17 protein-coding genes are annotated in these 26,289 nt (G+C 46.6%); 4 read left to right on the plus strand and 13 right to left on the minus strand.

Annotated features, from left to right (window positions below):
- The first annotated feature begins 2 nt into the window (after window positions 1-2).
- The 4 genes from RH45_RS02105 to RH45_RS02120 all read left to right on the plus strand — a co-directional run bounded on the left by RH45_RS02105 (window position 3) and on the right by RH45_RS02120 (window position 5,241).
- Window positions 3-1,232 carry an ammonium transporter gene (locus RH45_RS02105; protein ID WP_008073277.1) on the plus strand — a complete coding sequence of 410 codons (1,230 nt, stop codon included), beginning with the start codon at window positions 3-5 and terminating at the stop codon, window positions 1,230-1,232.
- 160 nt (window positions 1,233-1,392) lie between these two features.
- Entirely contained in the window at window positions 1,393-2,409 is a 1,017-nt protein-coding gene (locus RH45_RS02110) for a Fe(3+) ABC transporter substrate-binding protein (RefSeq protein WP_008073278.1), read from the plus strand.
- A 175-nt stretch (window positions 2,410-2,584) separates the two neighbouring features.
- Entirely contained in the window at window positions 2,585-4,210 is a 1,626-nt protein-coding gene (locus RH45_RS02115; RefSeq protein WP_008073279.1) for an ABC transporter permease, read from the plus strand.
- Window positions 4,210-5,241 carry an ABC transporter ATP-binding protein gene (locus tag RH45_RS02120; RefSeq protein WP_008073280.1) on the plus strand — a complete coding sequence of 344 codons (1,032 nt, stop codon included), beginning with the start codon at window positions 4,210-4,212 and terminating at the stop codon, window positions 5,239-5,241. Before RH45_RS02115 ends, RH45_RS02120 begins: the two co-directional genes overlap by 1 nt.
- Before the next feature lie 72 nt (window positions 5,242-5,313).
- Here RH45_RS02120 and RH45_RS02125 read toward each other — a convergent pair whose 3' ends face one another.
- The 13 genes from RH45_RS02125 to RH45_RS02185 form a co-directional block, all read right to left on the minus strand.
- The gene (locus tag RH45_RS02125; protein ID WP_008073282.1) at window positions 5,314-6,726 is read right to left on the minus strand and encodes a phosphoglucomutase/phosphomannomutase family protein; all 1,413 of its coding nucleotides are present in this window, start codon (window positions 6,724-6,726) and stop codon (window positions 5,314-5,316) included.
- A gap of 53 nt (window positions 6,727-6,779) precedes the next feature.
- On the minus strand, window positions 6,780-9,188 hold the full coding sequence (locus RH45_RS02130; RefSeq protein WP_008073284.1) for a GH36-type glycosyl hydrolase domain-containing protein: 2,409 nt from the start codon (window positions 9,186-9,188) through the stop codon (window positions 6,780-6,782).
- A gap of 88 nt (window positions 9,189-9,276) precedes the next feature.
- Entirely contained in the window at window positions 9,277-11,187 is a 1,911-nt protein-coding gene (locus RH45_RS02135; protein WP_008073285.1) for a beta-N-acetylhexosaminidase, read from the minus strand.
- Window positions 11,188-11,197: 10 nt separating this feature from the next.
- Window positions 11,198-12,073, minus strand: a complete 876-nt coding sequence (locus RH45_RS02140) for a glucosamine kinase nucleotide-binding domain-containing protein (RefSeq protein WP_008073291.1) — start codon at window positions 12,071-12,073, stop codon at window positions 11,198-11,200.
- 1 nt (window position 12,074) lies between these two features.
- Window positions 12,075-13,796 (minus strand): glycoside hydrolase family 9 protein, encoded by a 1,722-nt coding sequence (locus RH45_RS02145; protein ID WP_008073292.1) that lies wholly within the window; start codon window positions 13,794-13,796, stop codon window positions 12,075-12,077.
- A gap of 72 nt (window positions 13,797-13,868) precedes the next feature.
- Entirely contained in the window at window positions 13,869-14,864 is a 996-nt protein-coding gene (locus RH45_RS02150; protein WP_008073293.1) for an ABC transporter ATP-binding protein, read from the minus strand.
- A gap of 41 nt (window positions 14,865-14,905) precedes the next feature.
- Window positions 14,906-15,889 carry an ABC transporter ATP-binding protein gene (locus RH45_RS02155; RefSeq protein ID WP_008073294.1) on the minus strand — a complete coding sequence of 328 codons (984 nt, stop codon included), beginning with the start codon at window positions 15,887-15,889 and terminating at the stop codon, window positions 14,906-14,908.
- 2 nt (window positions 15,890-15,891) lie between these two features.
- Window positions 15,892-16,917 (minus strand): ABC transporter permease, encoded by a 1,026-nt coding sequence (locus RH45_RS02160; RefSeq protein ID WP_008073295.1) that lies wholly within the window; start codon window positions 16,915-16,917, stop codon window positions 15,892-15,894.
- Window positions 16,918-16,919: 2 nt separating this feature from the next.
- On the minus strand, window positions 16,920-17,906 hold the full coding sequence (locus RH45_RS02165) for an ABC transporter permease (protein WP_008073296.1): 987 nt from the start codon (window positions 17,904-17,906) through the stop codon (window positions 16,920-16,922).
- Window positions 17,907-18,080: 174 nt separating this feature from the next.
- Window positions 18,081-19,763 (minus strand): ABC transporter substrate-binding protein, encoded by a 1,683-nt coding sequence (locus tag RH45_RS02170; RefSeq protein WP_008073298.1) that lies wholly within the window; start codon window positions 19,761-19,763, stop codon window positions 18,081-18,083.
- 665 nt (window positions 19,764-20,428) lie between these two features.
- Entirely contained in the window at window positions 20,429-23,815 is a 3,387-nt protein-coding gene (locus RH45_RS02175) for a response regulator (protein ID WP_008073300.1), read from the minus strand.
- Between the two features lie 228 nt (window positions 23,816-24,043).
- Complete coding sequence (rsmC, locus tag RH45_RS02180) at window positions 24,044-25,066, minus strand: 16S rRNA (guanine(1207)-N(2))-methyltransferase RsmC (protein ID WP_008073301.1); 1,023 nt, start codon at window positions 25,064-25,066, stop codon at window positions 24,044-24,046.
- Window positions 25,067-25,140: 74 nt separating this feature from the next.
- Window positions 25,141-26,226, minus strand: coding sequence for an AI-2E family transporter (locus RH45_RS02185; protein ID WP_008073302.1), 1,086 nt, complete (start codon window positions 26,224-26,226; stop codon window positions 25,141-25,143).
- Between the last annotated feature and the right edge of the window lie 63 nt (window positions 26,227-26,289).

The raw sequence follows: 26,289 nt of genomic DNA on the forward strand, positions 1-26,289 counted from the left end.
AGATGGAATTAACAACAACAGTAACCGAGTTACGTTACGCACTAGACACCTTTTTCTTTCTCATTTCAGGTGCGTTAGTTATGTGGATGGCGGCTGGCTTTGCCATGCTAGAAGCAGGGTTGGTGCGTTCAAAAAACACCACTGAAATTTTAACCAAGAACATCTGTTTGTACGCGATTGCTTGTACTATGTTCTTGCTCGTTGGCTACAACATTATGTATGTCGATAATGGTGAAGGTGGTTGGCTGCCATCATTTGGTGCATTGATTGGCACACAAGGAGAAGGGGCTGACCACTCACTCGAATCGGACTTCTTCTTCCAAGTGGTATTCGTAGCAACAGCAATGTCAGTTGTTTCTGGCGCGGTTGCTGAGCGAATGAAGCTATGGTCTTTCCTTATTTTCTCAGCTGTTTTAACGGCTTTCATCTACCCAATGGAAGGGTACTGGACTTGGGGCGGTGGTTTCCTATCTGAAGCCGGTTTTAGCGACTTCGCGGGTTCTGGTATTGTACACATGGCAGGTGCAGCAGCCGCATTAGCAGGTGTGCTACTTCTGGGGGCACGTAAAGGAAAATATGGTAAGAACGGCGAGATCTACCCAATCCCTGGCTCAAACATGCCTTTGGCGACCCTAGGTACATTTATCCTTTGGTTTGGTTGGTTCGGGTTCAACGGTGGTTCTCAGTTAATGGTGTCCGACTTTGAAAACGCAACGGCTGTGGGCCAAATCTTCCTTAACACTAACGCGGCAGCAGCAGCAGGTGCCATCGCAGCGCTACTTGTGTGCAAGACAACGTGGGGTAAAGCAGATTTAACCATGATTCTTAACGGCGCACTTGCTGGATTAGTTGCTATCACGGCTGACCCATTGTCACCATCACCGCTATACGCAGTGGCTATTGGTGCCGTATCTGGTGCGCTGGTTGTATTTAGTATTATTGGCCTAGATAAGCTTAAGATTGACGATCCTGTTGGCGCTATCTCAGTTCACGGTGTGTGTGGTTTCTTTGGCCTGATGGTTGTGCCACTGAGTAATGGTGATGCGACATTCGGAGCGCAGCTATTTGGTGCAGCAGTGATCTTTGCTTGGGTATTTGGTGCGAGCCTAGCGGTTTGGGCGGTACTTAAAGCGACGATCGGTATCCGAGTATCGGAAGACGAAGAGATGGAAGGTATGGATATGCACGATTGTGGTGTTGGCGCTTATCCAGAATTTGTTACGGTAAAGTGAGCTCGTAAACTGTGATGTAACAAAAACTTACAAATAAAAGTATCAAAAACCTGCTCTGATGAGCAGGTTTTTTTGTTTCTCGTCATTGTTTTCTAAACTATGATGAATATAATAACGCAACTGATAAACGTTATCATTACGAAGTTAAAGGACTGAACCAATGAAAAAACTGCTAACTCTTTCTGCTTTGGCTTGCGCAACTATCGCACCTACAGCGGCAATCGCTGCAGAAGAAGTGAACGTATACTCTTACCGTCAACCTTTCCTAGTTGAACCTATGTTCAATGAATTCACTAAAGAGACTGGTATCAAAGTAAACGTTAAGTTCGCAAAGAAAGGTCTAGCAGAGAAGCTAGCTCAAGAAGGTGAGTACAGCCCAGCTGACGTTATTCTTACGGTAGACATCAGCCGTCTAGCAGAACTGACTAAACAAGGTCTTGTTCAATCAGTAGACAGCGCTGTTCTTGAGGAGAATATCCCAGCTCAGTATCAAGACGCTGAAAACGAGTGGTTTGCACTAACAACTCGTACTCGTAGCGTGTACTCATCTCGTGACCGTGTTGGCCGTCTAGGTGAAGACTTCAACTACGCCGATCTTGCTAAACCAGAATTCAAAGGCAAAATCTGTACTCGTAGTGGTAAACACCCTTACAACGTTTCTCTCGTTTCTTCAATGATTGCTCATAAAGGCGAAGCTGAGACTAAAGCATGGCTAGAAGGCGTGAAAGCGAACCTAGCGCGTAAACCACAAGGTAATGACCGTGCGCAAGTTAAAGCTATCAAAGAAGGTCTATGTGACGTTTCTCTAGGTAACAGCTACTACCTAGGTAAGATGGTTAATGACGCTGAGCAAAAAGCTTGGGCTGATGCGGTATACATTAACTTCCCTAACCAGAAGTCTACAGGTACGCACGTAAACATTTCTGGTATGGCGATGGCTAAGTACTCTCCAAACAAAGACAATGCTCTTAAGCTAATGGAATTCCTAGCGGGCGATAAAGCACAGAGCATGTACGCTGAAGTAAACTACGAGTACCCAGTAAAAGAAGGCGTTAAGCGTTCTGAGCTAGTAGCATCTTGGGGTGACTTCAAAGCGGACACTATCTCTCTAGATGAGATTGCAGGTCACCACGAAGCAGCTATCAAACTACTAGACGAAGTTAAATTCGACCTATAATAGTTTAGCGAGTCATAGGCTCACTAAATCATAAGCACAGCCTCAAGTCGCTCTTTTTGTAGGGTTACTTGAGGTTGTTTGTTTATAAGGGTATAAATACCCTAAACTATTAAAGGGATATGAGATGTATTTGCAAACGCATTTATATGTCATGCGGCCTGCTTGTATTTAGGCGATGAAAGAAAAGAATTATATATGGAAAACCAGTAGTGGAGCGCTTGCTGTACTACTGGTTTTACCGATCTTAGCGATATTCACGACCGCGGTCGGCGAAACAAATGAGCTGTTCTCTCATTTGATGTCGACGGTGATGCCAACGTATGCCTATAACACCGTTGTATTAGTGTTTGGTACGATGACTCTGGCACTTTTGTTTGGTATTCCTTCGGCTTGGTTTATGGCAATGTGCCGCTTGCCGAGCGAACGCATTTTGCAATGGGCTTTGGTACTCCCCTTAGCCATGCCGGGGTACATTGTCGGTTATATATTTACTGATTGGTTCGACTTTGCTGGCCCTGTTCAGATCCTTCTTAGAGAACTAACCGGTTGGGGGCCTGGCGATTATTGGTTCCCTGACATCCGTACACTTCCCGGCGCGATTATTGTCCTTGCTTTAGTTCTCTACCCATACGTTTACTTACTTTGCCGCGCGGCTTTTATGGAGCAAAACGTCTCCTTGTTGCAATCGGCTAGACTGCTTAAGTGTTCGCCTTGGGAGAGCTTTCGTCGCATTTCACTGCCGCTTATTCGACCGTCGATTGCTGTTGGCCTCTCGCTGGTTGCGATGGAAACGGTGGGCGATTTTGGCACAGTGAGTTACTTTGCCGTTAACACGCTCACTACGGCGGTATATGACACTTGGCTTGGCTATTCGAGCTTGACGGCAGCCGCGAAAATTTCAGCCATTATGCTGGTAGTCGTGATCTTATTATTGAGTGCCGAACGATATAGCCGACGTAAGCAGAAGCTGTTTCAAAATCAGTTCAATAGTCGAGAAGATTTTCGCTATCAACTAACGGGCTGGAAAAAATGGCTGGCCTTGACTTGGTGTTGGGGATTAGTGTGTGTCGCTTTTCTATTCCCGCTAGGTCAGCTCATTATTTACGCGTATAAGTATTTTGCGCAGAGTTGGACCGCTGAGTTTCGTGAGTATGCGCTGAACAGCTTGTATGTGTCTGTAACTGCGGCGTTCTTTGCTGTGCTAGTCGCACTTGTGGTGAACTTTTGTCAGCGAGTCAATCCGGGACGCAATAGCTTAGCCTTTATGCGCCTCTCTTCTATGGGATACGCGGTACCCGGTACTGTACTTGCTATAGGCGTTATGGTTCCGGTGCTTTCCATGGACCATTTGGTGAACGATATAGCGAAGTGGATGGATTGGGGAAGACCGGGCCTGATTTTTTCTGGCTCGATGTTTGCGATTATTTTCGCCATGGTAGTCCGTTTCTCTGCGGTCGCTATTGGCAGTATTGAAAGTAGCTTGAGCAAGGTTTCGCCGTCTTTGGACATGGCTTCTCGCACCATGGGCTGCAATGCTAATAGCATGTTATGGCGAGTTCACTTCCCATTGATTCGTCGTGGTGCCCTTATTGCCGCTTTGTTGGTGTTTATTGAGTCGATGAAAGAATTAAATGCGGCCTTGCTATTACGTCCATTCAACTTTGAAACATTAGCCACCTATGTGTACAACTTCGCGTCTGATGAACACCTAGAATTAGCTGCTATGCCAGCAGTATTGCTTGTGTTTGTCGGCTTAGTTCCCTTAGTTATCGTTAACCGTTCACTGGAGCATTCACACTGATGAGCTGTGCATTATCTATTCAAAACCTGACGTGTAAGTATGACCAAGAAACAACAGTGTTAGAGTCACTCTCGTTAGAAGTGGAACAAGGTGAGATAGTCTGCCTATTGGGCGCTAGTGGCTGTGGCAAAACAACATTACTTAAAGCGATTGCCGGCTTGTTGCCACTCAGCTCTGGAACCATGAGCCTTAACTGTATGTTGATAGACGATGGTAAGAACTGGTTGCCGCCAGAGCAGCGTAATATTGGCATGATTTTTCAGGACTACGCACTTTTCCCTCATCTGACGGTCGCTCAGAATGTCGCGTTTGGCTTACGCGACTTGGCGCTAGATGAGCAGCAAGCGAAAGTGACCGAGATGCTCGAACTTGTGCATCTCAGTGGTTATGGTGATCGTTTCCCTCATCAGCTTTCCGGTGGTCAACAGCAGCGAGTTGCGATTGCCCGCTCGCTGGCTTACAAACCGGATCTGCTGCTGCTTGATGAACCTTTCTCAAATATCGACACCCAAGTTCGCCATGAATTGATCAGTGAAATTCGCAAGATCTTCAAAAAGCAGGGTGTGACTGCAATTTTTGTCACTCACAGTCGTGAAGAGGCATTTGCATTTGCCGACAAAATGGCCGTCATGAACCATGGCGTGATTGAACAGTATGGAACCGCGAGTGAGCTTTATTACCAACCATCAAGCAAGTTTGTCGCAGATTTCCTTGGCGGAGGGAGCTATTTGTCAGCAACCCGAGCGTCTGAATCTGAGTACGAAACACAGCTAGGTTTGGTTGAAGCGATTGCACAACATCATATTCAAATCGGTGAAGCGTGTGAATTGTTACTCCGACCACAGCATGTGCAGATTAGGGCTTCAGATGACAGCAGTGTCAAAGTGCTTGAACAACAGTTCATGGGAGACCATTGTCGCTATGTGATTGACGCTAGCGGCCATCGATTGCTAGCAAGCTCAACCGAGCCGTTAACTATTGGCCAACCAGTCTCAGTGAAAGTCGAGACGCAAGGTGTACTGGCGTTTTAAGAGATAAAAAAAGCCCGGCGTATCTGCCGGGCAAGCGTTCTTTACCTATAGGGTTGTAAGTGGTTAGCACACTTACAGTTGCAAGAACTCTTTCACTTGCAGAACCACCTGCTCAGCGGTTTCTTTATCTGCCATTTCTGCAAATATGCGTAGTAAAGGCTCCGTGCCAGAGAAGCGAGCTATCACCCAGCCGCCATTCTTGAAGTAGACTTTAGCGCCATCTTCATAGCTGACTTTATCGATTTCATACTCGAATTCTGGTAGCTGCTTTTCAACGTAGATGCGATTGTAGAGCACTTCTTTTTGCGCTGGTTTAAAGGTGCAGTCGCCTTCCGCTGTGTACGCATAACCGTACTTTTCGTAAATTTCATCAAGCAATTCAGAGAGTTTTTTACCAGTTACAGATAGCATCTCGACGAGTAGGCTTGAGGCAAAGACGCCATCTTTGCCCTTGATATGACCACGAATGGTTAAACCACCAGAGCTTTCACCGCCAATCAGCGAATCATCGGCTTCCATTTGAGAGCTGATGTGCTTGAATCCGACAGGCACTTCAAATGCGGTTTCACCATGATCTGCCGCAATCTTGTCGAGAAGATGAGTTGTGGCGATATTACGCACAACAGAGCCTTTCCAACCTTTGTATTCCAGCAAGTAGTAATAGAGCAGAATAAGCACTTCATTTGGGTGAATGAAGTTACCTTTTTCATCAATGATACCTAAACGATCAGCATCTCCGTCCGTACCAATACCGATGTCGTAACCTTCAGCGGCGACTAGGTGTTTCAGGCGATATAGCGTTGCGGCACTTGGTGAAGGCATTAAGCCACCGAAGTCAGGGTTCTTGCCGTCATTGATCACGTCAACGTCACAGCGACCATTGATCAGTACGGTTTGCAATGCGTTCTTCGCTACACCAAACATAGGATCAATCAACACGCGTAAGTTGGCTTTTTTGATCGCTTCGATGTCGATAAAGTCGATGATCGAGTCAACAAACTCGTTCATTGGGTTAATCACTTCAACCAGCTTATCTTCAACCGCTTGTTCAAATTCGACCGACTTTACTTTAGCTAGCGTTAGTTGAGCGATTTGAGTTTCGATTTTTTCAGTGATGATTTCATCGGCGTCACGACCCCCTTCGATAAACACCTTGATCCCATTGTAGTCGGCAGGGTTGTGAGAAGCGGTGATGCAAGCCGAATAAGCGCAGTTCATCTCTTTCGCTTTGAACATTACGATAGGGGTTGGCACAAACTTATCAATAAAGCTGACTTTGATAGCATTTGCTGCGAGAACTTCTGTAAACCAACGGCCGGCTTTATCGGATAAAAAGCGGCGATCGTAGCCGACAACGAAGCCTTTATCAGCCACGTTTTCGTTATTAATGATGTTGGCCAGTGCTTGGGCGACGAGTTGGACATTGTCTTTAGTAAACTCTTCGCCGATGAATGCGCGCCAGCCACCTGTTCCGAACTTAATCATGGTTTCATCCTTTAAGTAAACAAAGAGCCTCTGAGTAGAGGCTCTGCTGACAATTAACCGAGTACAACAACAACGTCATTGACGCTGCCATCTGCTTGTACTGGAACTGCGTTACCAGTGATTAGCTCACCGTTAACTGTGATTGATTTGACACCTTTGCTTACTGAGCTTGGGTTCTCGACTTTGATGTTGTATGTCGCACCAAGCCACTGTCGAGTTACCTCGAAACCAGGCCAATCTGTAGGGATACATGGATCAATCGTTAAGCCATCAAAGCCTGTACGTACACCAAGGATAAAGTTGGTGACCGCAAAGTATGCCCAGCCAGATGTACCGGTTAGCCAAGGGTGGTTAGCTCGGCCATGATCTTGGTGGTCGCGTCCCATAATGAACTGTACGTATGAATACGGTTCTGCGATTCGTTTTTCGATGATGTCATTTTGGTTGTATGGGTTGAGTGCATCGTAGAACTTCATTGCACGGTCACCACGACCAAGCTTCGCTTCCGCAACCCATGCCCATGGGTTAGGGTGGGAGAAGATCGCACCATTCTCTTTTACGCCTTGGTAAACGCGAGTCACAAAGCCGATATCATCATTCGGTGTTGCGAACGAAGGAGAATTCAGGTGTAAGCCATACTCTGAGAATAGGTTCTCGTCGACTGCGTCCATCGCTTTCTCACCGCGCTCTTGAGAGACCGCACCAGATAGCACTGCGAGTGTGTTGGACTCAAGGTGTACACGGCCTTCTGCTTGCTGCGCAGTACCGATTTTGTCACCATCTTTGGTTAGGCCACGGATGTACCAGCCACCTTCGTCATCCCAAAGGTGGGTTTCACAGGCTTCGCGAACGTTTGCTGCCATTTCGGTGTACTTTTCAACGTCTGCTTCTTTACCTAGATACTTGGCAAGGTCGATGAACTCTTGCAGTGCCCAGAAGTGTAAGAACGACACCATGGAAGACTCGCCCCCTCCTAGGTTTAGACAGTCGTTCCAGTCTGCTCGCAGGCCTTTACAGATACCCGTTTGGCCCACGTACTCCGCAGAGAAATCGAGCGCGGCTTTCATGTGGTCATAAACCGTGGCATCGCCACCGTCTGCGTATGGGATCAATTCGTCGAAGAAACTGTGCTCACCAGTTTCCATCACGTACTTACAAATGGTTGGTACTAGCCATAAATGGTCATCAGAACAGGTGTCTTCAATGCCGTGGATCTTGTCCTCGTCCGATGGCGTAGGTACAACGGTTGGTGATTTAGATGGTTTAACGTCAGCTTTCTCTGGATCAAACCAATCTGGATCGAAGAGGTGTAGACCGTAACCTGCTTTCACCTGACCACGCAGCAGGTCAACGATTCGCTTACGTGTCATTGCAGGGTTAGCGTGAGGAACTGAGATCGCATCTTGCGCTGTATCGCGGTAACCCAGACCAGTACGACCACCCACTTCGATGAATGAAGCAAAGCGAGACCACACTACACACGTTTCTGCTTGGTATAGCGTCCAAGCGTTGATCATAGTGTCTAGGCCTTCGTTTGGTGACTTCACTTGGAACTTGTCACAGCGTTCATCCCAATGTGCTTTGATACCGGCGAATGCGTTGTCTACTTCTGCGAGGTCTTGGTACTTAGTACGCAGACGTTCACCGTTGCCTTTGCCAATACCTAGAATGTAGGCAAAACGCACCTCTTCACCCGGTTGGATAGTGAACTGTTTGTGCAGAGAGCCACAGTGGTTGTAACACGTTTGGGCAGTGTTAAAACATTGACCTTGTTCAACCGCTAACGGGTTTGCTTCATCGCGGTATAGGCCTAAGAAGCTGTCACGTTGACCGTCGTATGAATCTGGGTCAAACGTTGAAGCTAGGTAGTAGAAACCTTCGAAATCGTTGGTGTTGTAGTATAAGTCATACTCGATGACACCTTCGCGGTATTCTGTGCCAGCAGAATAGAGCGACATCTGATGGTTTTGATTGTCAGATTGAATGTGGCTGAATGAGAACTCAACAAATGAGAAAGCGCTGATCGTACGTGGTTTGTCAGAGGTGTTCTTGATCACCACATCCCAAATCTCTGCGTCTTCACCCTTAGGTACGAACAGTGTCTTGGTCGCAGTAATACCGCTGTATTCACATTTGAACTTTGAGTATGACAAGCCGTGACGAACTTCGTAGTTGGCTTCGTCTAGGCTTTTCGCAACAGGTTGCCAAGAGATTGACCAGTAATCACCCGTTTCATCATCGCGCAGGTAAACATAGTGCCCTGGGCGGTCAAACGTCGCGTTGGGGCGGAATTTAGTAACACGGTTATATTCAGGTGAATTGTAGAAAGAGTACCCCCCTGCATTGTGAGAGATAACAGTACAGAACTTCTCTGTGCCTAAATAATTTGTCCATGGCGCAGGTACGTCTGGTCTAGTGATGACGTATTCACGATTGTCGTTATCGAAATAGCCGTATTTCATGTTGATTTCCTTTTTACCAAGCTACCACTTTGGTAGCCAAAATATTAAAGCTAGTGAAAACCGCTAATGTGTGTCATTAGCTCTGTTATTACTTCCAAGGTTGGCGATATTGGATGTTCTGTCTATCGAGGAGTGGCAAGTGTCCTTTTAGTCTCGATAGATAGTCGTGCCAATCTCGCTGAGATTTATTGGTCCAGCAGGCTTCGGCCATCGCTGTCAAACGAGGGAAAACCATGTAATCCATTCGTTGTTGGTTGGTGACAATCTCGCACCAAAGCGCGCATTGAATGCCGAGTATGCGTTTGCGAATAGGGTCAGATTCAGGTACCTCCGCTAAAGGCTCATAGCAATAAGCACTTTCTAACGGGATGACGGCTGCCCAATCTACTCCTGGCTCTTCTGGTGCATAGTCCTGGGTCATGTCCAAGTAGGTGGATTGGCCTGGTTGCAAAATAACGTCGAAACCTTGTTTTGCGCAGTTCAAAGCCGCTTCTTCACTCAGCCAAGAGTAGATAACCGTATCTTTGCTGACTTTGTTTCCGTGCTGGGCTTCCTCCCAGCCAACCATGCGTTTGCCTAACTTACGTAGCTTTTGCTCGGCATAACGCAGCAAGTGCCCTTGAAGCTCTTTTGGGTTTTGATAGTGGTTGTCTGCCATGAGTTGTTGGCACGCAGGGCTATCAATCCAAACGCCATCTGGAACCTCATCGGCGCCAATATGAACCCAAGGAGAAGGGAATATCTCAGCCACTTCTTCCAGTACGGCATCAAGAAACTGATAGGTTCCCTCTAAAGCAGGTGACAGCACATTGTCGTTATAGTGCTGAATGCTGCGATACACGGAGCTGTCTTGATGATCTTTTAGTAAATGCGGTAGCGACTTGATGGCTGCTCGGCAGTGGCCGGGAATATCAATCTCAGGGATAACCGTGATGCCACGTTCACTCGCGTAAGCGATCACTTCTCGAACCTGTTCTTGAGTATAAAATCCGCCATAAACGCTATCTAAATGGCTGTATTGTGGTTCGAGTGGGGTACCTGCTCCTCGGTAGGCGCCAATCTGAGTCAATTGAGGAAAGGCTTTTATTTCTAATCGCCAACCTTCGTCATCCGTCAGGTGCCAATGGAAGGTGTTGAACTTGTAATGTGCAAGCTGATTAATCAGTCGTTTGACCCGCTCAATAGGGTGAAAGTGACGAGCGCAATCAAGCATCATGCCACGATACTTAAAGCGGGGTTTATCGGCGATTTTGATGTGTGGAACACGCAGATCTCCATCATGAACTTGAATGAGCTGGAGTAAAGTTGCGCTTGCGTGAACAAAGCCTATGTTGGATGCTGCTTCAAGACGAATACCCGAGCCCGATACAGTTAGTTGGTACTCACCTTCATCTAGAGTTGGGTTGTTGCGATATAGAATGTCACTTTGGCCAATTGTCTTGGCTTGGAACTGAAATAAGCTTGCTAACTCTTGCTGCAACCAGGTCGCGGCTTTTTCTGCCAGTGCTGCCTGTAGAGTAATTTGGCTCGATGTCGATAGCTGAAAATACCCATCGTGTTGTTCGATAAAATTAGGCTTAGGAATCAAAGCCGTAACCGTTGTGCCGTTTGTCTCTGGTACTTGGCTACGTTCACGAAACGGGGAGGCCAACACGATAGGAGTTACTTTTACTGAATGAGTCACCTTGCCACCATCCGCTAGGATCAGAGCATCCTTTAAACCATCGGTGTAAAAGCGTAGCGGAGCAGTGGCAATGCTGAACTCGCAATAATAATGTTGATTGGCAGTAAGCACGCTGGTCTGTGGTGTTACAGTACAAAAGCTGCCAACCTGTTCAATGCTGCCTTTGGTAAAGCTGTCCGGGAGAATAAAACGATCAATAATAAACTGCAGTTGCCAGTTGTTTAGATCTTGGTCCGTTAGGTTATGAACAGTGAGGCCAAAGCGGCAAAATTGCTTCTGTTCAGATAACACGGCGAGTTCGACACGAAAGCTCATAGACATGTCCTCAATAAAGATTGTGCTCGGGTTTACCCGCGAACATCAATGCGCCTTCAATCGCGTCAAATTGTGGCTCAACGATCCAGTTTTGTACGGGCGGTGATAACCACGCCTTGATGCGTTCAGCAATGCTGCCCATGAGGCAAATTCGATTAGCACCCTTACGGTTGAGTGCGATAAGAAACATTTCAATATCAGCAGCAGTTTGTTTCAACATGCTGATGGCTAAGCGATCACCTTGGCTAGCATGCTGGAAAATGGCGGGAGAAAACTGACCGTAGTCTCTAGGTAGAGCAGTCTTAGACCACTCGACAATCTGGTCGACATCGTGATTGAAATGGGCAAGAACATGTTCAGCCAGTGGTGTTTTGTCTAAGATATCGTCCGCGGTTAACAGCACTTGCTGTATTAGTCTGAGTCCCATTACTGCGCCGCCGCCTTGGTCAGAAATTGGAAACTCTCGTCCGCCAACAACGTGCTGCTTTGAGCCGCTTAAGTAGATGCCACATGAACCAGTACCCGCGATCATGATTGCGCCATCATCACCATTATGAGCACCAATACATGCGCCGTAAGCGTCGGTATTGAGTACCAGAGAAGCAAACGGGTGTGGCTGGGCCATAAACTCGTGCCAAGCTGATTTTTGTTCTGCCCCGGCTAATGCTAGCCCGACATGCATTTGGTTAAAGCTTGCGCTGCTTAACCCACCTTGCTGCGCGGCCAGTGAAATGGCCTCAATGATGGAGCTCATCGCCAAATCAACGCCAAGCAAGATGTTGGCACTACCACTTTTACCCTCGCCAATCAGTTGGCTGTGTTGATCGCGAATGCGTGCGCGACAAGATGTGCCTCCACCATCAATACCCACGTAATACAGTGTCATGTCAGCTCTCCTCTCGAGGGTGGAAGTAATTAAATTGGTTAACGACCGCAAGCAGGTACCAAGCGCCATGAGGGATCCATTGTTCTCCCCAGCGCCAGTTTTGCAGCATGTCATCTTTTTGTTTGGCTGGGTTAAAGGCGATGTCTTGTTCGTCTTCAAACCCTGCGGTAATGCCATTACAGACTCCGCCTTTGGCATTGAAAAAACCAAGGTGTGGTAAGTAGTCCGGATTGTTGTGACCATGGCCATCGAGCATGCACATATGATATGGATTAAGACCCAATACCCAGTTCAATGCGTTTTGTGCAAGCTGTAACAGTGCGGGTTTGAGCGTGTCATCTTGGACATGCGCTAAGGCGGTAAATGCCATGGTACTCAATGATCCAAGCCGTGCATTTTCGCCTTGCCACCAGTAGCCCGTTTCATTGTTTTGAGCGACGAAGAAGGCATCCCGTTTAGGCCCATCAACCGATTTTACATATTGGCGAGGATAGCCAAATGGGTTAGCCACACAGTGGCTAATCTCAAGTTCGAACTGCAGACTGTTAATCACGGTTTGATATGCGCTTTCTCGAAGACGAGTGTCTGATTCGATGTCTAGGTAGGTACACAGCGCAATTGTCGGTAAGCCTGCTTCGGCCGCATGATAGTAAGGACGAGAGCCATCTTGGTTAGCAGACCAAAAGTGGCTAAATTGCTCGTCGCTTAATTGGCGAGCTTGTAGTCGAGTTGCCCAATCTCGGCTTTCACTCAAGTACTCTGGCTTTTGAGTTGTTTTGTACAACTCGACGGCAGCGATCAGAGCGCAGTATTCGTCAATGATGTTTTCTTCGCCGTCATTGAGATATTGAAGGTTGAATTCACGCAGATGCCAATAACCTTTCTCAGCCGCAGCTAAGTATTCTTGGCATGAGAAATCGCCGCTTTCATCGAGGCGAGAGGCGGCTGCTAATGCTGCCACTGTGATGCCGCCACCTTGTCGATATCCTGCTTGGAAATCGGCTGATTTGTGTCCATCTTGAGTAGCGTAAGCACACACTTCGCGTTGCTTGATGTCCTTTGACCATTTATCAAATACCGTCATGTAGAAGAAGCCGTCAGGCGATTGCATTCGATACAAGAAATCAGCACCAAATAACGCCTCTTCACGCATGCGGACTTGAGTAAAGGCAGGAATGTCAGAGTTGTCGCTAAGGAGCTCCAATCCCTTTAGCAGGTTCCAAACCACCATCGGTGTTTGCTGAGGGTTTAGATAATTGGCATACGAGAGATGGCTGAGGTACTTACTGACGTCACCTGAGGCATCGTACCAACCACCGTGGACATCTACAGTTTGTTCGCGACCTAGTAGAGGGATGGCGTGATCTTGTTTATCAAAAGCACCACCACAGCGCTGAGACTTAAAGTAGTGGATAACATCAGACAGAGTGGTGTTCAGTAATAGGCCTTGGCCAATGGTAAATATTTCAGAACGCAGATTGTCTACGCGTAAGTAGTAACTGCCTTGTTCCAGAAATGCAGAAAAGTCGATGCGAAAAAAATTCCCTTGGTGCCAGTTTGCAACCTTAGTTCCTTTCTCAATGTCAAAATTTGCCACAGTTTGATGACTGTCAGCGCACACCAATAAAGCAGTGGTAGTTGAAAGGCGCGGCTTTCTTGTCATCAGAACAGCTTGCTTTGGACCAAGGGCTTCATAACCAATATGGTTAGTAAGTAGCAGCATCAAAATCTCCGAAAATGGGATAACTATTATTGGTTTAATCAGCCAAGCTCCAAAGAGCTTGGCTTGTTAGGGTTAGTTTTCGTATAGGTAACAGCGGACAAAGTGGTTGTCAGATAATTGGGTTACCTGAGGCAACTGCTCGCGACATTTGTCGCTGGCATGCTGACAACGACCTGCAAATGGACAGCCGAAAGATTCAGGAGTCCAAAGTGGGATGTCACCTTTGTTGCCTTTGAGTTTTTCATGAATGGATTTGCTTGGATCCGGTACCGCAGACACGAGTAATTGCGTGTAAGGGTGTTGAGGATCGTGAATGATCTCTTCAGTGTCGCCCCATTCCACCATATGTCCGACGTACATCACGGCAAGATCTTCGGCGATATAACGCGCCGTCGCGATATCGTGCGTGATATAGAGCAGAGACATTTCCTTCTCAAACTTCATCTCTTCCATCAGGTTAAGAACACCAGCACGAATAGATACGTCCAGCATTGAAGTCGGCTCATCGGCCAGTACGACTTCTGCTCCTACTGCGATATTACGCGCTAGATTGACGCGTTGACGCTGACCACCGGAAAGTTGGTGAGGGAATTTTTGCGCCGTTTCTTTCGGCGGAATTAAGCCTACTTGCTCCAAAAGATCGTACACACGTTCTTCTTGCTCTTTCTTGTTACGCGGATCCACTTTTTTGTGGATTAGTAACGGGCGCAGAATATGGTGGTAGATGTTGTGAGTTGGGTTCAAAGAGCCAAACGGGTCTTGCCACACCATTTGTACGCCTTCGCGGTAAGACATTAAGTCTGAGCGAGAGTCGATAGTTTGAATGTCACGGCCTTTGTACTCAATGATGCCATCTGTCGGCGGGTACATTTTGGCGATCATTTTTGCTGTGGTCGATTTACCTGAACCTGATTCACCTACCACAGACAGGCCACGACTTTTGTACATTTTGAATGACACGTCATTAATGGCGCGCATCATAGGTTGATTTAAGGCGTTGCTATTCAGAGGGAAGTCTTTCACCAAGTTTTTCCCTTCAACCAGCAATTGGCCAAATTCTTTGCTCATAATTGTCTCCAGTAATCTTTTTATTATTTCTCAGTGTGTTGCTAGAGCTTGGCTTGCGCTATAGGCTCACCGTAAAGGTGACAGTTTGAGAAACGATTTGGCTCAATTTGTTTTAGTTTGGTCGGTACTCGAGTACAGGCTTCATGAACACGATCGCAGCGCGCTTGGAAACGACACCCTTGAGGTATTTCCAATAGGTTCAATGGGTTGCCCGGAATACCGGTTAACTTAGTTTTAGGGCCAGTTAATGGAGGGAAAGAGCTACCCAAACCTTTGGTGTAAGGGTGGTAAGGACTTTCCAAAATTTCTTTCGATGGGGCGACTTCAATCAGTTCACCTGAATACATGATGCCGATGCGATCCGAGAACTCGACCATCAAGGATAGATCGTGAGTAATGAACAAGATTGAGAAGCCGAACTCTTCTTTAAGTGCGTAAATCTTTTGCAGGATTTCGCGCTGCACAACCACATCCAGTGCGGTTGTTGGCTCATCCATAATGATCATTTTCGGATTCAGAGCCAGAGCAATCGCAATAACAAGGCGTTGACGCATCCCACCTGAAAATTGGTGAGGGTAGTCATTGAGACGGCTTGGGTGAATGTCGACGATTTCCAACAGACCTTCAGCGCGTTTACGAGCCTGCTCACGAGTCATGTTGGTGTGACGCATGATTACGTCACAGAACTGGTCTTCCATTGTCAGTACAGGGTTGAGCGCGTTCATCGCGCTCTGGAATACCATTGACATCTCACTCCAGCGGAACGCTTGCATGCGCTCATCGCTGTACTTAAGGATATCTTCACCATTGAAGATAACCTCACCACCTGTGATAAACGCAGGCGGCTTATGCAAGCGCATTAGTGAGAAGGCGACGGTGGATTTACCACACCCAGACTCGCCGGCAAGGCCGAAAACTTCTCCAGGAGCGATGTCAAAGCTGACATTGTTACAAGCACGAACATCGCCGGCATCAGTAATGTAATCAACGCAAAGGTTGCGGATAGAAATAAGTGGTGCAGTCATAATTATTTATCTCCGCTCCATAATGCATTTTGAGGGGGTAGGTCCGGGGTACGCTCTTTTTTGTCTTGTGCAGCAAGTTTCTTCCAGCGTTTCATGCCTTTGTGAGAACGAAGCTGCGGGTTAGCAATTTCATCAACTGCGAAGTTAAGTAGCGCAAGACCCGTTACAAGAATGGTTAGGGCTAAACATGGTGCAAGTACTTCCCACCACGCGCCGATCAGCATTGCTGACGAAGTTTGTACGTTGTACAACATGATGCCCCAACTGATGGTGCTTGGGTCGCCAAGACCTAGGAAGGAGATGATTGACTCCATACCGATGGCGTACATCACTGAACCAATAAAGCTCGCACCGACGATTGGGATAAGGTTCGGTAGAATCTCAACAAAGATGATGCGGAAGGAAGACTCACCCAGGACTTCTGCGGCTTTAACAAATTCTTTCTCACGGAGAGCCAGAGTTTGCGAACGTATTACCCTTGCACCCCATGCCCAAGAGGTACAGCCGATAATGATGGCAATGGTTAATGGGCCTGCTTCACCGATAAAGGCGGCAAGCACAAACAGCAGCGGATACTGAGGAATAACCAGCATGATGTTCATTGCGGCAGTCAGCGTGTCGTCTACGCGGCCACCAAAGTAACCTGCAGAGATACCGATAACTGTGGCTAGGAAACACACTGTGATACCAGCACCGAAACCGACACCCAGGGAGATACGAGCCCCGTGAACCAGTTGCGACCAGATATCACGACCCATACGGCTGGTGCCTAGTACGTGGTCGGCTTTTTTCGACATGATCATCGTACGGCGATCAGTTGCTAGGTTTTGCGCAACCCAACCATCTGGGTTCGCTTTTGCTGACTTAACAACAAAGCCAGGGTATTCATGCGGGTTACCAGTGCGTTTATCCGGTGCGTGTTTTGCAATCAATGGTGCAGCGATTGCCATAAACAGGAACACAGAGACAATAGCGAGACCAACACGAGCGTAAGCATTGCCAAGAATTAGCGTAAATAGTTGTTTCATGATTATTTACCTCCCTTGCGCAGGCGAGGGTCTAGAACGACATATAACATGTCGGCAATTAAGTTAAATGACAGCATGAATAGCGTCATAATGATTAATTGACCTTGAAGCACTTGATAGTCACGTGCGTGAATTGCATTTAGAAGTACGGTACCTAAACCTGGGTAGTTGAAGATGATTTCAACGATCAACTGACCACCAATTGCCATACCTAGCGACATTGATAATGCAGTAACACTTGGTAGAAGTGCGTTACGTGCAGCGTAGTTGAATACTACTCGGTTCTCACTCAGACCCTTACCTTTGGCCATGGTGATGTAGTCTTCAGCGAGCAAGTTGATCATGTTGTTACGCATGTTGACTAGGAAGCCACCGATCTGCACAACCGAGGCACAGAATAGAGGTAATACGGCGTGGTACGCGACGTCTTTAATGAAGGCCCAACTTGTCCAATCAGGAATGGTGCCAGCCTCATAGGCATAACCTGTAGGGAACCATTTCAAGCCGATTGCAAAAATGAAAAGCGCTAGCATAGCAATTACAACTTGAGGAACCGCTTGAATGATAAGCATGCCAGGAGTGACAAAGGCATCGTATTTACTGCCTCGTTTCCAAGCTGCGAAAATACCGAGAATTGAACCTAAAGAGAACGACAGAATTACCGCAGTACCGGCTAAGAATAGTGACCAGCCAAATGCCCCACCCAGTAATTTGTTTACTGATAGAGGGTAAAACTGAATGGAAGTACCCAGTTCCCAGCTAAGCACATTCTTCATGTAGGCTATGTACTGAACAAAAAGACCGCCATCGACAAAGCCTAGAAGCTCTTTCATGGCTGCAATACGTTCAGGGGTCACCTGAACTGAAGCGTTAGCAAACATCATGGTGACTGGATCACCAGGCATTGCTCGAGGAATAATAAAGTTTAATGTCGCCGCCACTAATAACGCGACCAAATAGAACGACAAACGTCTTAAAAAATAACCCATAACTCACACCTTACTCACCCAGATTTTCCCTGTTTCTGGTTTCAGGTCGCTCCTAGCGAAAACGAAATTTAGAGCGAACAATCCCCTGACGACTGGCGCCATGACACAAACTAATCAGAGAGTGGGGGGATTTAGCGGCATACTGACTGTATGCCGCATACTTAGAACAACTACTTACTTAACTGGTTTTAGGTCCAGTACGTGTAGTAGACGCTCTGGGATACCAGCCCAAATGTTTGGACGGCCTTTTGGATTTTCTTCGTTCCACCAACCAGTGAATCGAGTTGTATTGTATTGGTACATGTAAGCACCAGACATTACAGGGATTGTCACTTGGTCTGCGGCGATGATTTGCTGGATGCCGTGAGCAATTTCTAGCTGCTCATTCTTATCAGCCGTTTTGTAGAAGCTGTTAAGTAGGCCATCTAGCTTGTCATTCTTGTAGAAGTGCATCGCGAAACGAGGCATACCTTCGCCAGCTTGTAGTGCAGAGTTGTATGCACTGTTCCAGTAGGTGTGTGGATCCGCACCGTGGAAGTAGTTGGTGTAAGCTACGTCGTACGTTGCTTCAAGCATTGCTTGGTTGTAAACCGAGAAGTCTGGTGTACGAGCTTTCGCTTTAATACCTACTTCTGCAAGTTGCTCAACCGCAAGTTGTACTGTGTTGTTGAAGTCAGTCCAACCGTTTGGCGATTGAATGAGAAGCTCGAAAGACTTGCCTGACGGAGTATCAACAAAGCCATCTTTGTTTACGTCTTTAAAGCCCGCTTTCTTCAATAGCTCTTTTGCACCTTCAACGTTGTACGTGTTGAAGCCTTTGTATTTGTCGTGAGTCTTCTCATCAGACCAAGTTTCAAATGCGTAACCTAGACCTGATGCGAAATCGTTCACTGTACCGCCACCGTAGAATGCGATGTCGATGATAGTTTGGCGATCAAGAGCCATAGAGAACGCACGACGGAAATCAACGTTAGTCAGCGCTTCGTTCTTCACAGCATCTGGGTGCTTGAAGTTAACCACAAATGCTTGTGTACCTGCTGGCGGGTACCAGTACTGGTGGTTAGGACTTGCCGCTGCGTATGTACGGTCGATGTCTGGAATGAATGATGAAGTCCAGTCCATTTCACCGTTGACAACTTTACCTAGGAACTGATCGTTGTTTGCGATTTGTGGTACACGTAGACAGTCGATGTCTAGATTATCGGCATCCCAGTAGTTAGGGTTCGCACACTGAACGTATAGTTGAGGAGTGAAAGTGTCGATTTCTGTGAACGGGCCAGAACCTACAGGGTTTTCGTTAGTAAACGTAGACGGATCTTTAACGTCTTTCCAAATGTGCTCAGGTACGACAGGTACTTTTGCAATTTCGTAAGGAACGTTTGAGTTCGCTTCTGTTAGGCGGAATTTAACTTGGTAGTCGTTGACTTTTTCTACACCAGTTACCCAAGAGTTGATACCACTCTGGTCTAGTTCTGGCTTCTCTTTAACAAGGTTGAAAGAGTAAACAACGTCGTTTGCATCAAACGTTTCACCATCTGACCATTTCACGCCCTTACGAATATCGAAAGTTACGCTCATTAGGTCGTCAGACATTTTGAAGTTTTCAGCCAAACGGAATACTGGCGTATTGCCGTGCATCTCGTTAAATACAACTAATGGCTCGTATAGGAAATCCCAAGTCGTGTGCAAGTGAGTTGCACCTAGGAATGGGTTAAAGTTACGAACGAAAGTTGTAAATTCTTTAGGGTGGATAGTTAGTTCACTGCGCTCAGCGGCTGTCGCTACAGAAGCGAATCCAGTGGTTGCTGTAGCAATAATTGCTGTTGCTAGTGCTGTTTTTTTAATGTTGGCAAGCATAGCTGTTCCTTACTATTTGCTTTCATTTCACTTATGGAATGGAATGTCATCAATTGATAAACACTCTCTAAGGCCTACCTCTCAATGTTTGTCTTCATCCGGAGGAGATAAGGACTTTGAAGAGTGGCCTGTAGGCCTTAGGCACAGTAAGAAAACACCGGAACGTCAATTTGCGCAATCGGAATTCTCGTTAAAAACGTAAAAAACACCCAATCCCTCGTCAATAACGTTAATAAATCAAACTGACAGGCGATTGTTAAGGATTTTTGTTAAGTGATCTCACTCGCACACTCTCAGCCGAACTCCGCCTTTTGTTAGTGCTCACTTACCTCTTGTCTCTTTTATAATTTGGCTGTTTTGATGGTGGGTATTATCTGAGATCTTAATCACTTGCACAATGTAGTGTTAATTTATTGAGTTAAATAAAATCTGCCGTATTGTTGTGACTCGCTTCTCAATATTGATTGTTTTTACGTCAAATTGCGCTTTTAGTGAGCTTTTTTAAGTTGGAGAACAGAATATTTGCCCTCAAACAGACCTCAATTTAGGCTTGTTTTACGTGGCGTAAAAAGCACTTTGCAACGTGAGAATAGGGCTGGATTGGTACAACTAAAAAAGCCTGCGTAAGCAGGCTTGGAAGATTTATTATTTAGGGTAAAGAGAGATCAACTGGTCAGTAAATGCTGCAGTTTATTACGTAATCCTTCAATGTGAGTTCGCTGTGGACTTTGTTCGTTACAGTGCTCAAGAATGTAATCTAGAGAGCTTAACACCGTTCTCCAGCGAGGTGTTTTAGGTAGAGTCTCGATACGTAAGTATTTGTCCAAAGTACGAGTCTGCAGCGTGCTACGGTCCAAATAGACGCGCCACAAGCCACTTTGCTCTGCAAAAGCAAATTTGCTTTCACCCGTTACAGTTTCCCAATAGTCGATCGCATTGGTCATTGCATCCACCAAAATTTCACGCATGACTTCTTGCTTAGGTTTACTGTCTGAAGAGACCTTGTCCGCTAAGCGAGTAAACTCGCCACCCAATTCTTTTAGCTCTTGCAGCTTGGCTTTATTGCCATCAAATGCGTAGCTAGAGAGTGCTTCGATTGCGGTCTCTAAGTTATTTATACGGCCTGCGTTAATGCTGCCACCAACATTAAATATGTAGATCGAGCGTAAGCCTGAGCCTTCAGGCAGTTTGAGAATGTCAGTCGATACATGTTGACGAACATCTTCGACATAAACGTCAATGGTGCCACAGTAGTGATCTTGGCTAACATTCAAAAACTTAGGAGCGATTAACTCTTCGGCTGAAGAGCGTTTTAACTGCTCTGTGGAACGTTTGAATAGTTTAGACGCGGCTTCATTAGCAAAGCGGATCTTATGGTCTTCTCGTACACAGATGATGGCTTCAGGGGCTGTTTCCAATTGCTCCAACAGTCTTCCTTGAGTTTCCAGTAAACTGGCTTCTACCAAGGCTCGCTGTTTGAGCTCAAGTTGTAATTGCTGGTTTTCGACTCGTCTGAGCTCAGCTTTACTCGCGGTTAAATGGGCTAATATCCGAGCGGCAAGTTCTTGTTTATTGAATGGCTTTGATAAGTAATCATTAGCCCCAGCATTAAAGCCTCGAACTCTATCATCTGCTTGGTTAAGCGCGGTTAGCATAATCACGGGTAATTGAGAGTGATCGTATTCAAGGCGCAGTGTTTCACAGACTTGGTAGCCACTCATTCCTGGCATCATGATATCGAGCAAGACCAGTTCAGGTCGCTCTATGGCGACTTTTTCAAGCGCTTCATGTCCATCTTTCGCGGTTGATACTCGATAGCCCTCTAAGCGTAAGAAACTATCAAGGACACGCAGGTTAACCGGCTCATCGTCGACGACCAAGAGCAACGGACCATCGGCATTGACAGGTAAGTTGGTGACATCAGCTAATTCGATATCGCCCGTTTCAGGCGCTTGGAAGTGCGAGCTTTCGTACTGACTGGCAGCGTCGATTTGCTCTGCAGTGGCGATGGGTAACGTAAAACTGAAAGTCGTGCCAACCATTGGCTGACTGCTGACGTACAGAGAGCCTTTCATCAATTCGATTAACTGACGACTTATAGAGAGGCCTAGCCCTGCACCTTGACGGTAACGGCTGGCATCGTTGCCGGCTTGGATTAACGGCTCAAAAATATGATCCAGCTGATCGGCAGGGATGCCTTGCCCCGTGTCAACAACTTGCACACGGATATTGTCATCAACCACAGTCGCAGAGATAACAATCTTACCTTCGCTAGTGTATTTAATCGCATTGCCAATCAGGTTATATAGAACTTGCTCTAGGCGTTGAGGATCGGCGCAGACCCACACGGGTTCATCGGGCACCTGATTGATAATGCGCAGCGGTTTGTTGCCGATGAGGTGAGAGGAAAGTTCCAGAACCAGTCGAGTTGAACCTGACAGGTCGACGGCACTGGTTTCAATGTCTAAATTGCCATAGCGCATCTTATGGTAATCGAGCAGGTCATCAACCAAGGTGGCGAGTCGTTGTCCGCTACTGATGATAATGTCCAGTTGATACTTATGATCGGCGGTGATAGGACCATTCGCTCCGGAGATCAGGGCTTCTGCAATACCAACCATACCATGCAGCGGAGTACGCAATTCATGGGAGGTGGTTGCCAGAAACTCATCTTTCAGCTTGTTGGCAAGTTGTAACTCATCATTTTGTTTTTGGATAAGTTGCAGGTTACTTTCTAACTCTTCATTTTGCTGTTTGATCAGCTGAATCTTTTCTCGAATGGAGCGCTGCATTCTTTCAAAACTGACAGCAAGGCGACCGATTTCATCTTTACGTTCAGTATTGATCATGTCAGCGTCCATATCTCCGGCGGAGACCTTTTCTGCTGCCCAAGTTAATTTGAGTAGCGGAGAAGTGATGAAGTTAGATAAGTAGTGCGAAGCCATTACAACGAGCACGATTGCAATCAGCATCGCTACCACGAATAACTTCTCTAGATGGTTTACGCGAGCAAACGCGACGCTTTCTGGTACTTCAACCACTAATGCCCAGTCAATGCCTTTTACTGAAATTGGTCCGTAAGCCGCAATGGTCGCTTCACCAGCGGTGTTGCTGTAGGTACCGACATTGGTTAAGCCATCTAACGCAAGATTGACGACTTCTTGGCTTAAATCGATATCTTTTTGCTCAAACGCTAAGGTGCGCGATTTATGATCGCGGCCAACCAGTAACGTTTTCATCGACGCGATGTTACTTGCTTCTGCGATCAACTTGGTGATGCCATTGTTGGGCAAGCGGAACATGGCATAGCTATGAAGGTAGCCTTGTTGAATGATTGGTGCACCAAGCCAAGCGACCGATTTACCTTGTTCGTCGGTAAAATCTGAGATGATCACTGGCGTAAAATCTTCATTGGTTTTGCGTTTCTCGGTGACTAAGTCGCGCAGTTGCTTGAAGGTTTTACCTAGGTTGGCGTCTTTAAACTTACCATCGAGTAAGTTGGTGCCATAGTTGTCATATTTGAAGATGGAGTAGGTCACGTTGCCGTCACGGTCGACCAGCAGAATGTCATCAAAATCCGAGCGTTTGAGCAATTCTAGGTAGGCCCAGTGGTAGCGCTTATGCAGCAAACGATAGCGCTCGGTACCGTTGTATATGTTGGACTGAGGTAGTATCGAGGTTTTGATTTGGTCTCCGGAGCCCTGGATATAGCGTCGCTGGGCGTATGAACGGGCACTTTCCATATCTAAGCCCAAGCTTTGAAACGCATTCACAAGGCCATAAAATCGACCGCCACTGGCATAGGCTAACTCTGAGCGAACAAACCCCATCACTTCGGACTCTTTGGCATGCAGGTAGTCGATGACTTGTTGCTGCTTGTTATCACGCACGGAGACCAAGTGAGACGTACTCTGCTCTTGTAAGTCGGTCGTGTGTGATTGCAAGAAAAAGATGGCGGTAATCGTCAAAGGCGTGATGCTTAGCGCAAGGAAGGCAAACATCAAGGTGCTTTGCAGGCGTTTAAATCTTTGTTTACGGTACAACTTAAACATGATGAAAATAGACTTTCCGTGATAATGCGGCACTGGAGCTCACGTCATCTAGAAGTTAGGTGGCGTGCTCTCAGAGCAAATTAAAAAACGTTATTTCCTAAAATGACAAAATTAACGAGTTTTTTTACTTTGACAAGTAAGTCGCAAATAAAGCGTGGAGAGCAGCGCAAATTTAGTAGAGGGTAGTAATAAAAAGCCCAGTTAAGCGGTACTTACTGGGCTGAAGGATTATTTTTTCGCGTGGTAGATAGCAAATTTACTGGTCTTATTTAGCGTCTCGCAATTACCGTAAGCTTGCTCAATGATGGGTGGGTATTTTAAGAAGCTATTAGCAACAATGACGAGTTCACCATCCTTATTTTGTTGCTGTGGTGCTTTCGCTAGCAAGGTCTCTGTCGCGCTGTAGCTAGTGTCTAATCCTGCGTGGAAAGGCGGATTACTGATAATAAAACGATAGTCTGAACCAGTATCAGAATAGACATCAGAAGCGAACACTCGACCTGTCAACTGGTTTGCTTCTAAGGTCGCTTGACTGGAGGCGACCGCGAGAGCGCTTATATCACACATCTCTAATTCGATTTCTGGGTTCAGCGTAGCCATCACAGAGCCAATGACGCCCGCTCCACAACCAAAGTCGAGCACTTTACCGGTTAAAGTCGGGAGGGTATCCAGTAGCAACTGGCTGCCAACATCAAATTGTCCGTGGCTAAAAACCCCAGGTAAGCTTTTGATGGTCAAGGCATGTTGTTTGTAGTTGACTTGATAACTCTTAAACCACTCCTCGAGATGGAAGTCAGGCGCTTGCTCAAGGCACTTACCCCAATAGAAGGAGCAACGTCTTGCCGAGTCAAACTTGGTAATAGGGCCGTATGGCTTAAACATCTTCTCTATGCTTTTTATGCCTGAGCGGTTTTCGCCAACGACGACAATCTCGGTATCCACACCGAGTTTAGCCATTAACATAGCAAGCAAAAACTCGGCCTCGGCTTTGGCTTTTGGCCAGTAGAGCAACACCATGTCAGCTTGGGTTGGTTGGTTAAAATCGGCGCCAAAAACACTACTAATCTGCGAATATGGGGCCAATTGACGGTGATAACCGTAGTTCGTGGTGAATACGGTCACTGACTCACAGTGCTGGGCCAGTTCTACAGGGAACAAATCTTCTGATTCCCCTGCAACTAGAACATGTTTACCTGCAAAGTAGGCAAGTTGTCGCTCAGCAATTTGGCTAGGCGCAATATAAGCAGACATAGATAGACTCTATTGAATAAAAAAGAGGGGGAGTTTTCGTCATAATCCCCCCTTTGATTCCAAATTATTGCCAATCAGTTTTGATCTTGGCGGCTTAAGAAGTCTTGGAACTCTTCTTCATAAATATTGAACAGCACCATTGTAATGGCGAAGATCAGCGGGCCATAGATAAGACCGATGAGACCAAATAGGTGCAGCCCCCCTAATAAAGAGAAGAAAATCATCAATGTATTCATTCCCGCACTGCCTTGCATGAGGAATGGGCGAAGCAGATTATCAATAGAGCCGACGACAGCGATGCTCCATATCGCGAGGAATATCGCCCAAGTTGTATCTCCAGTGAGGAATAAGTAAATGGTGGCTGGAATCCAGATCAGCGCAGTGCCCACGACTGGAATAAATGAAGCGAAGCCCATCATTGTGCCCCAGAACAATCCTGGGAACCCCGCAAGCCACATACCGAGACCACCCGCGAAGCCTTGAGCGAGTGCCGTGAGGAATGAACCCATCACAGCCGATTTTGATACTTGCTCTACTTCATCAAGCAGTTTGTCTTCTTGGCTACGAGATAGGGGTAAAATGTGGCGAATGGCACCAATGATTTTGTCATGGTCACGGAGTAGGAAAAACAACACGAACAACATCAAGAAGAAGTCCATCAAGAAGTTGGTTGCATCACCCAAAATCTTCGCGCTGATACCCACGAGATTGCTGCCAAATGTGGTTGCGAATTGAGCCACTTTTTGCGCTATTTCTTGTGGTTGAATTGTATCGAAAGGCAAGTAAGTATTAACGAGTGCCAACCCTTTCACGACCCAAGGGTGTTCGAAGATTGTTTGAATGCCCCCGTGCGTCACCCATTGATAAACGTTTTGCGAAAAGGCCGACCCTTGCTGAACAATGGCGGCAAAGACAAACAGCAAAGGCACGACGATGATGAAAGTGAGCACAATGCACGAAAACAGCGAGGCTAAGTTGGGGTGTTTAGGTAGCTTTCGCTCAATCCATTCATGAATAGGGAACATCAATAGTGAGATGATGAAAGCCATGACAATGGAATTGATATAAGGCTCTACCAATAGGAAACAGGCAAAGCCAGCAGCCAACAGTGCGGTGATAAGCACCCAGTGGCTGGAAGTGATTTTTACTTTTTCTGACACGGTTTTGTCCAATCGATTGACGTTATATCAGTATAATGGCTGTAAAACAGGGAGTTATCAATG

Origin of the sequence: Vibrio sinaloensis DSM 21326, assembly GCF_000189275.1 — a bacterium.
Classification (GTDB): Bacteria; Pseudomonadota; Gammaproteobacteria; order Enterobacterales; family Vibrionaceae; genus Vibrio; species Vibrio sinaloensis.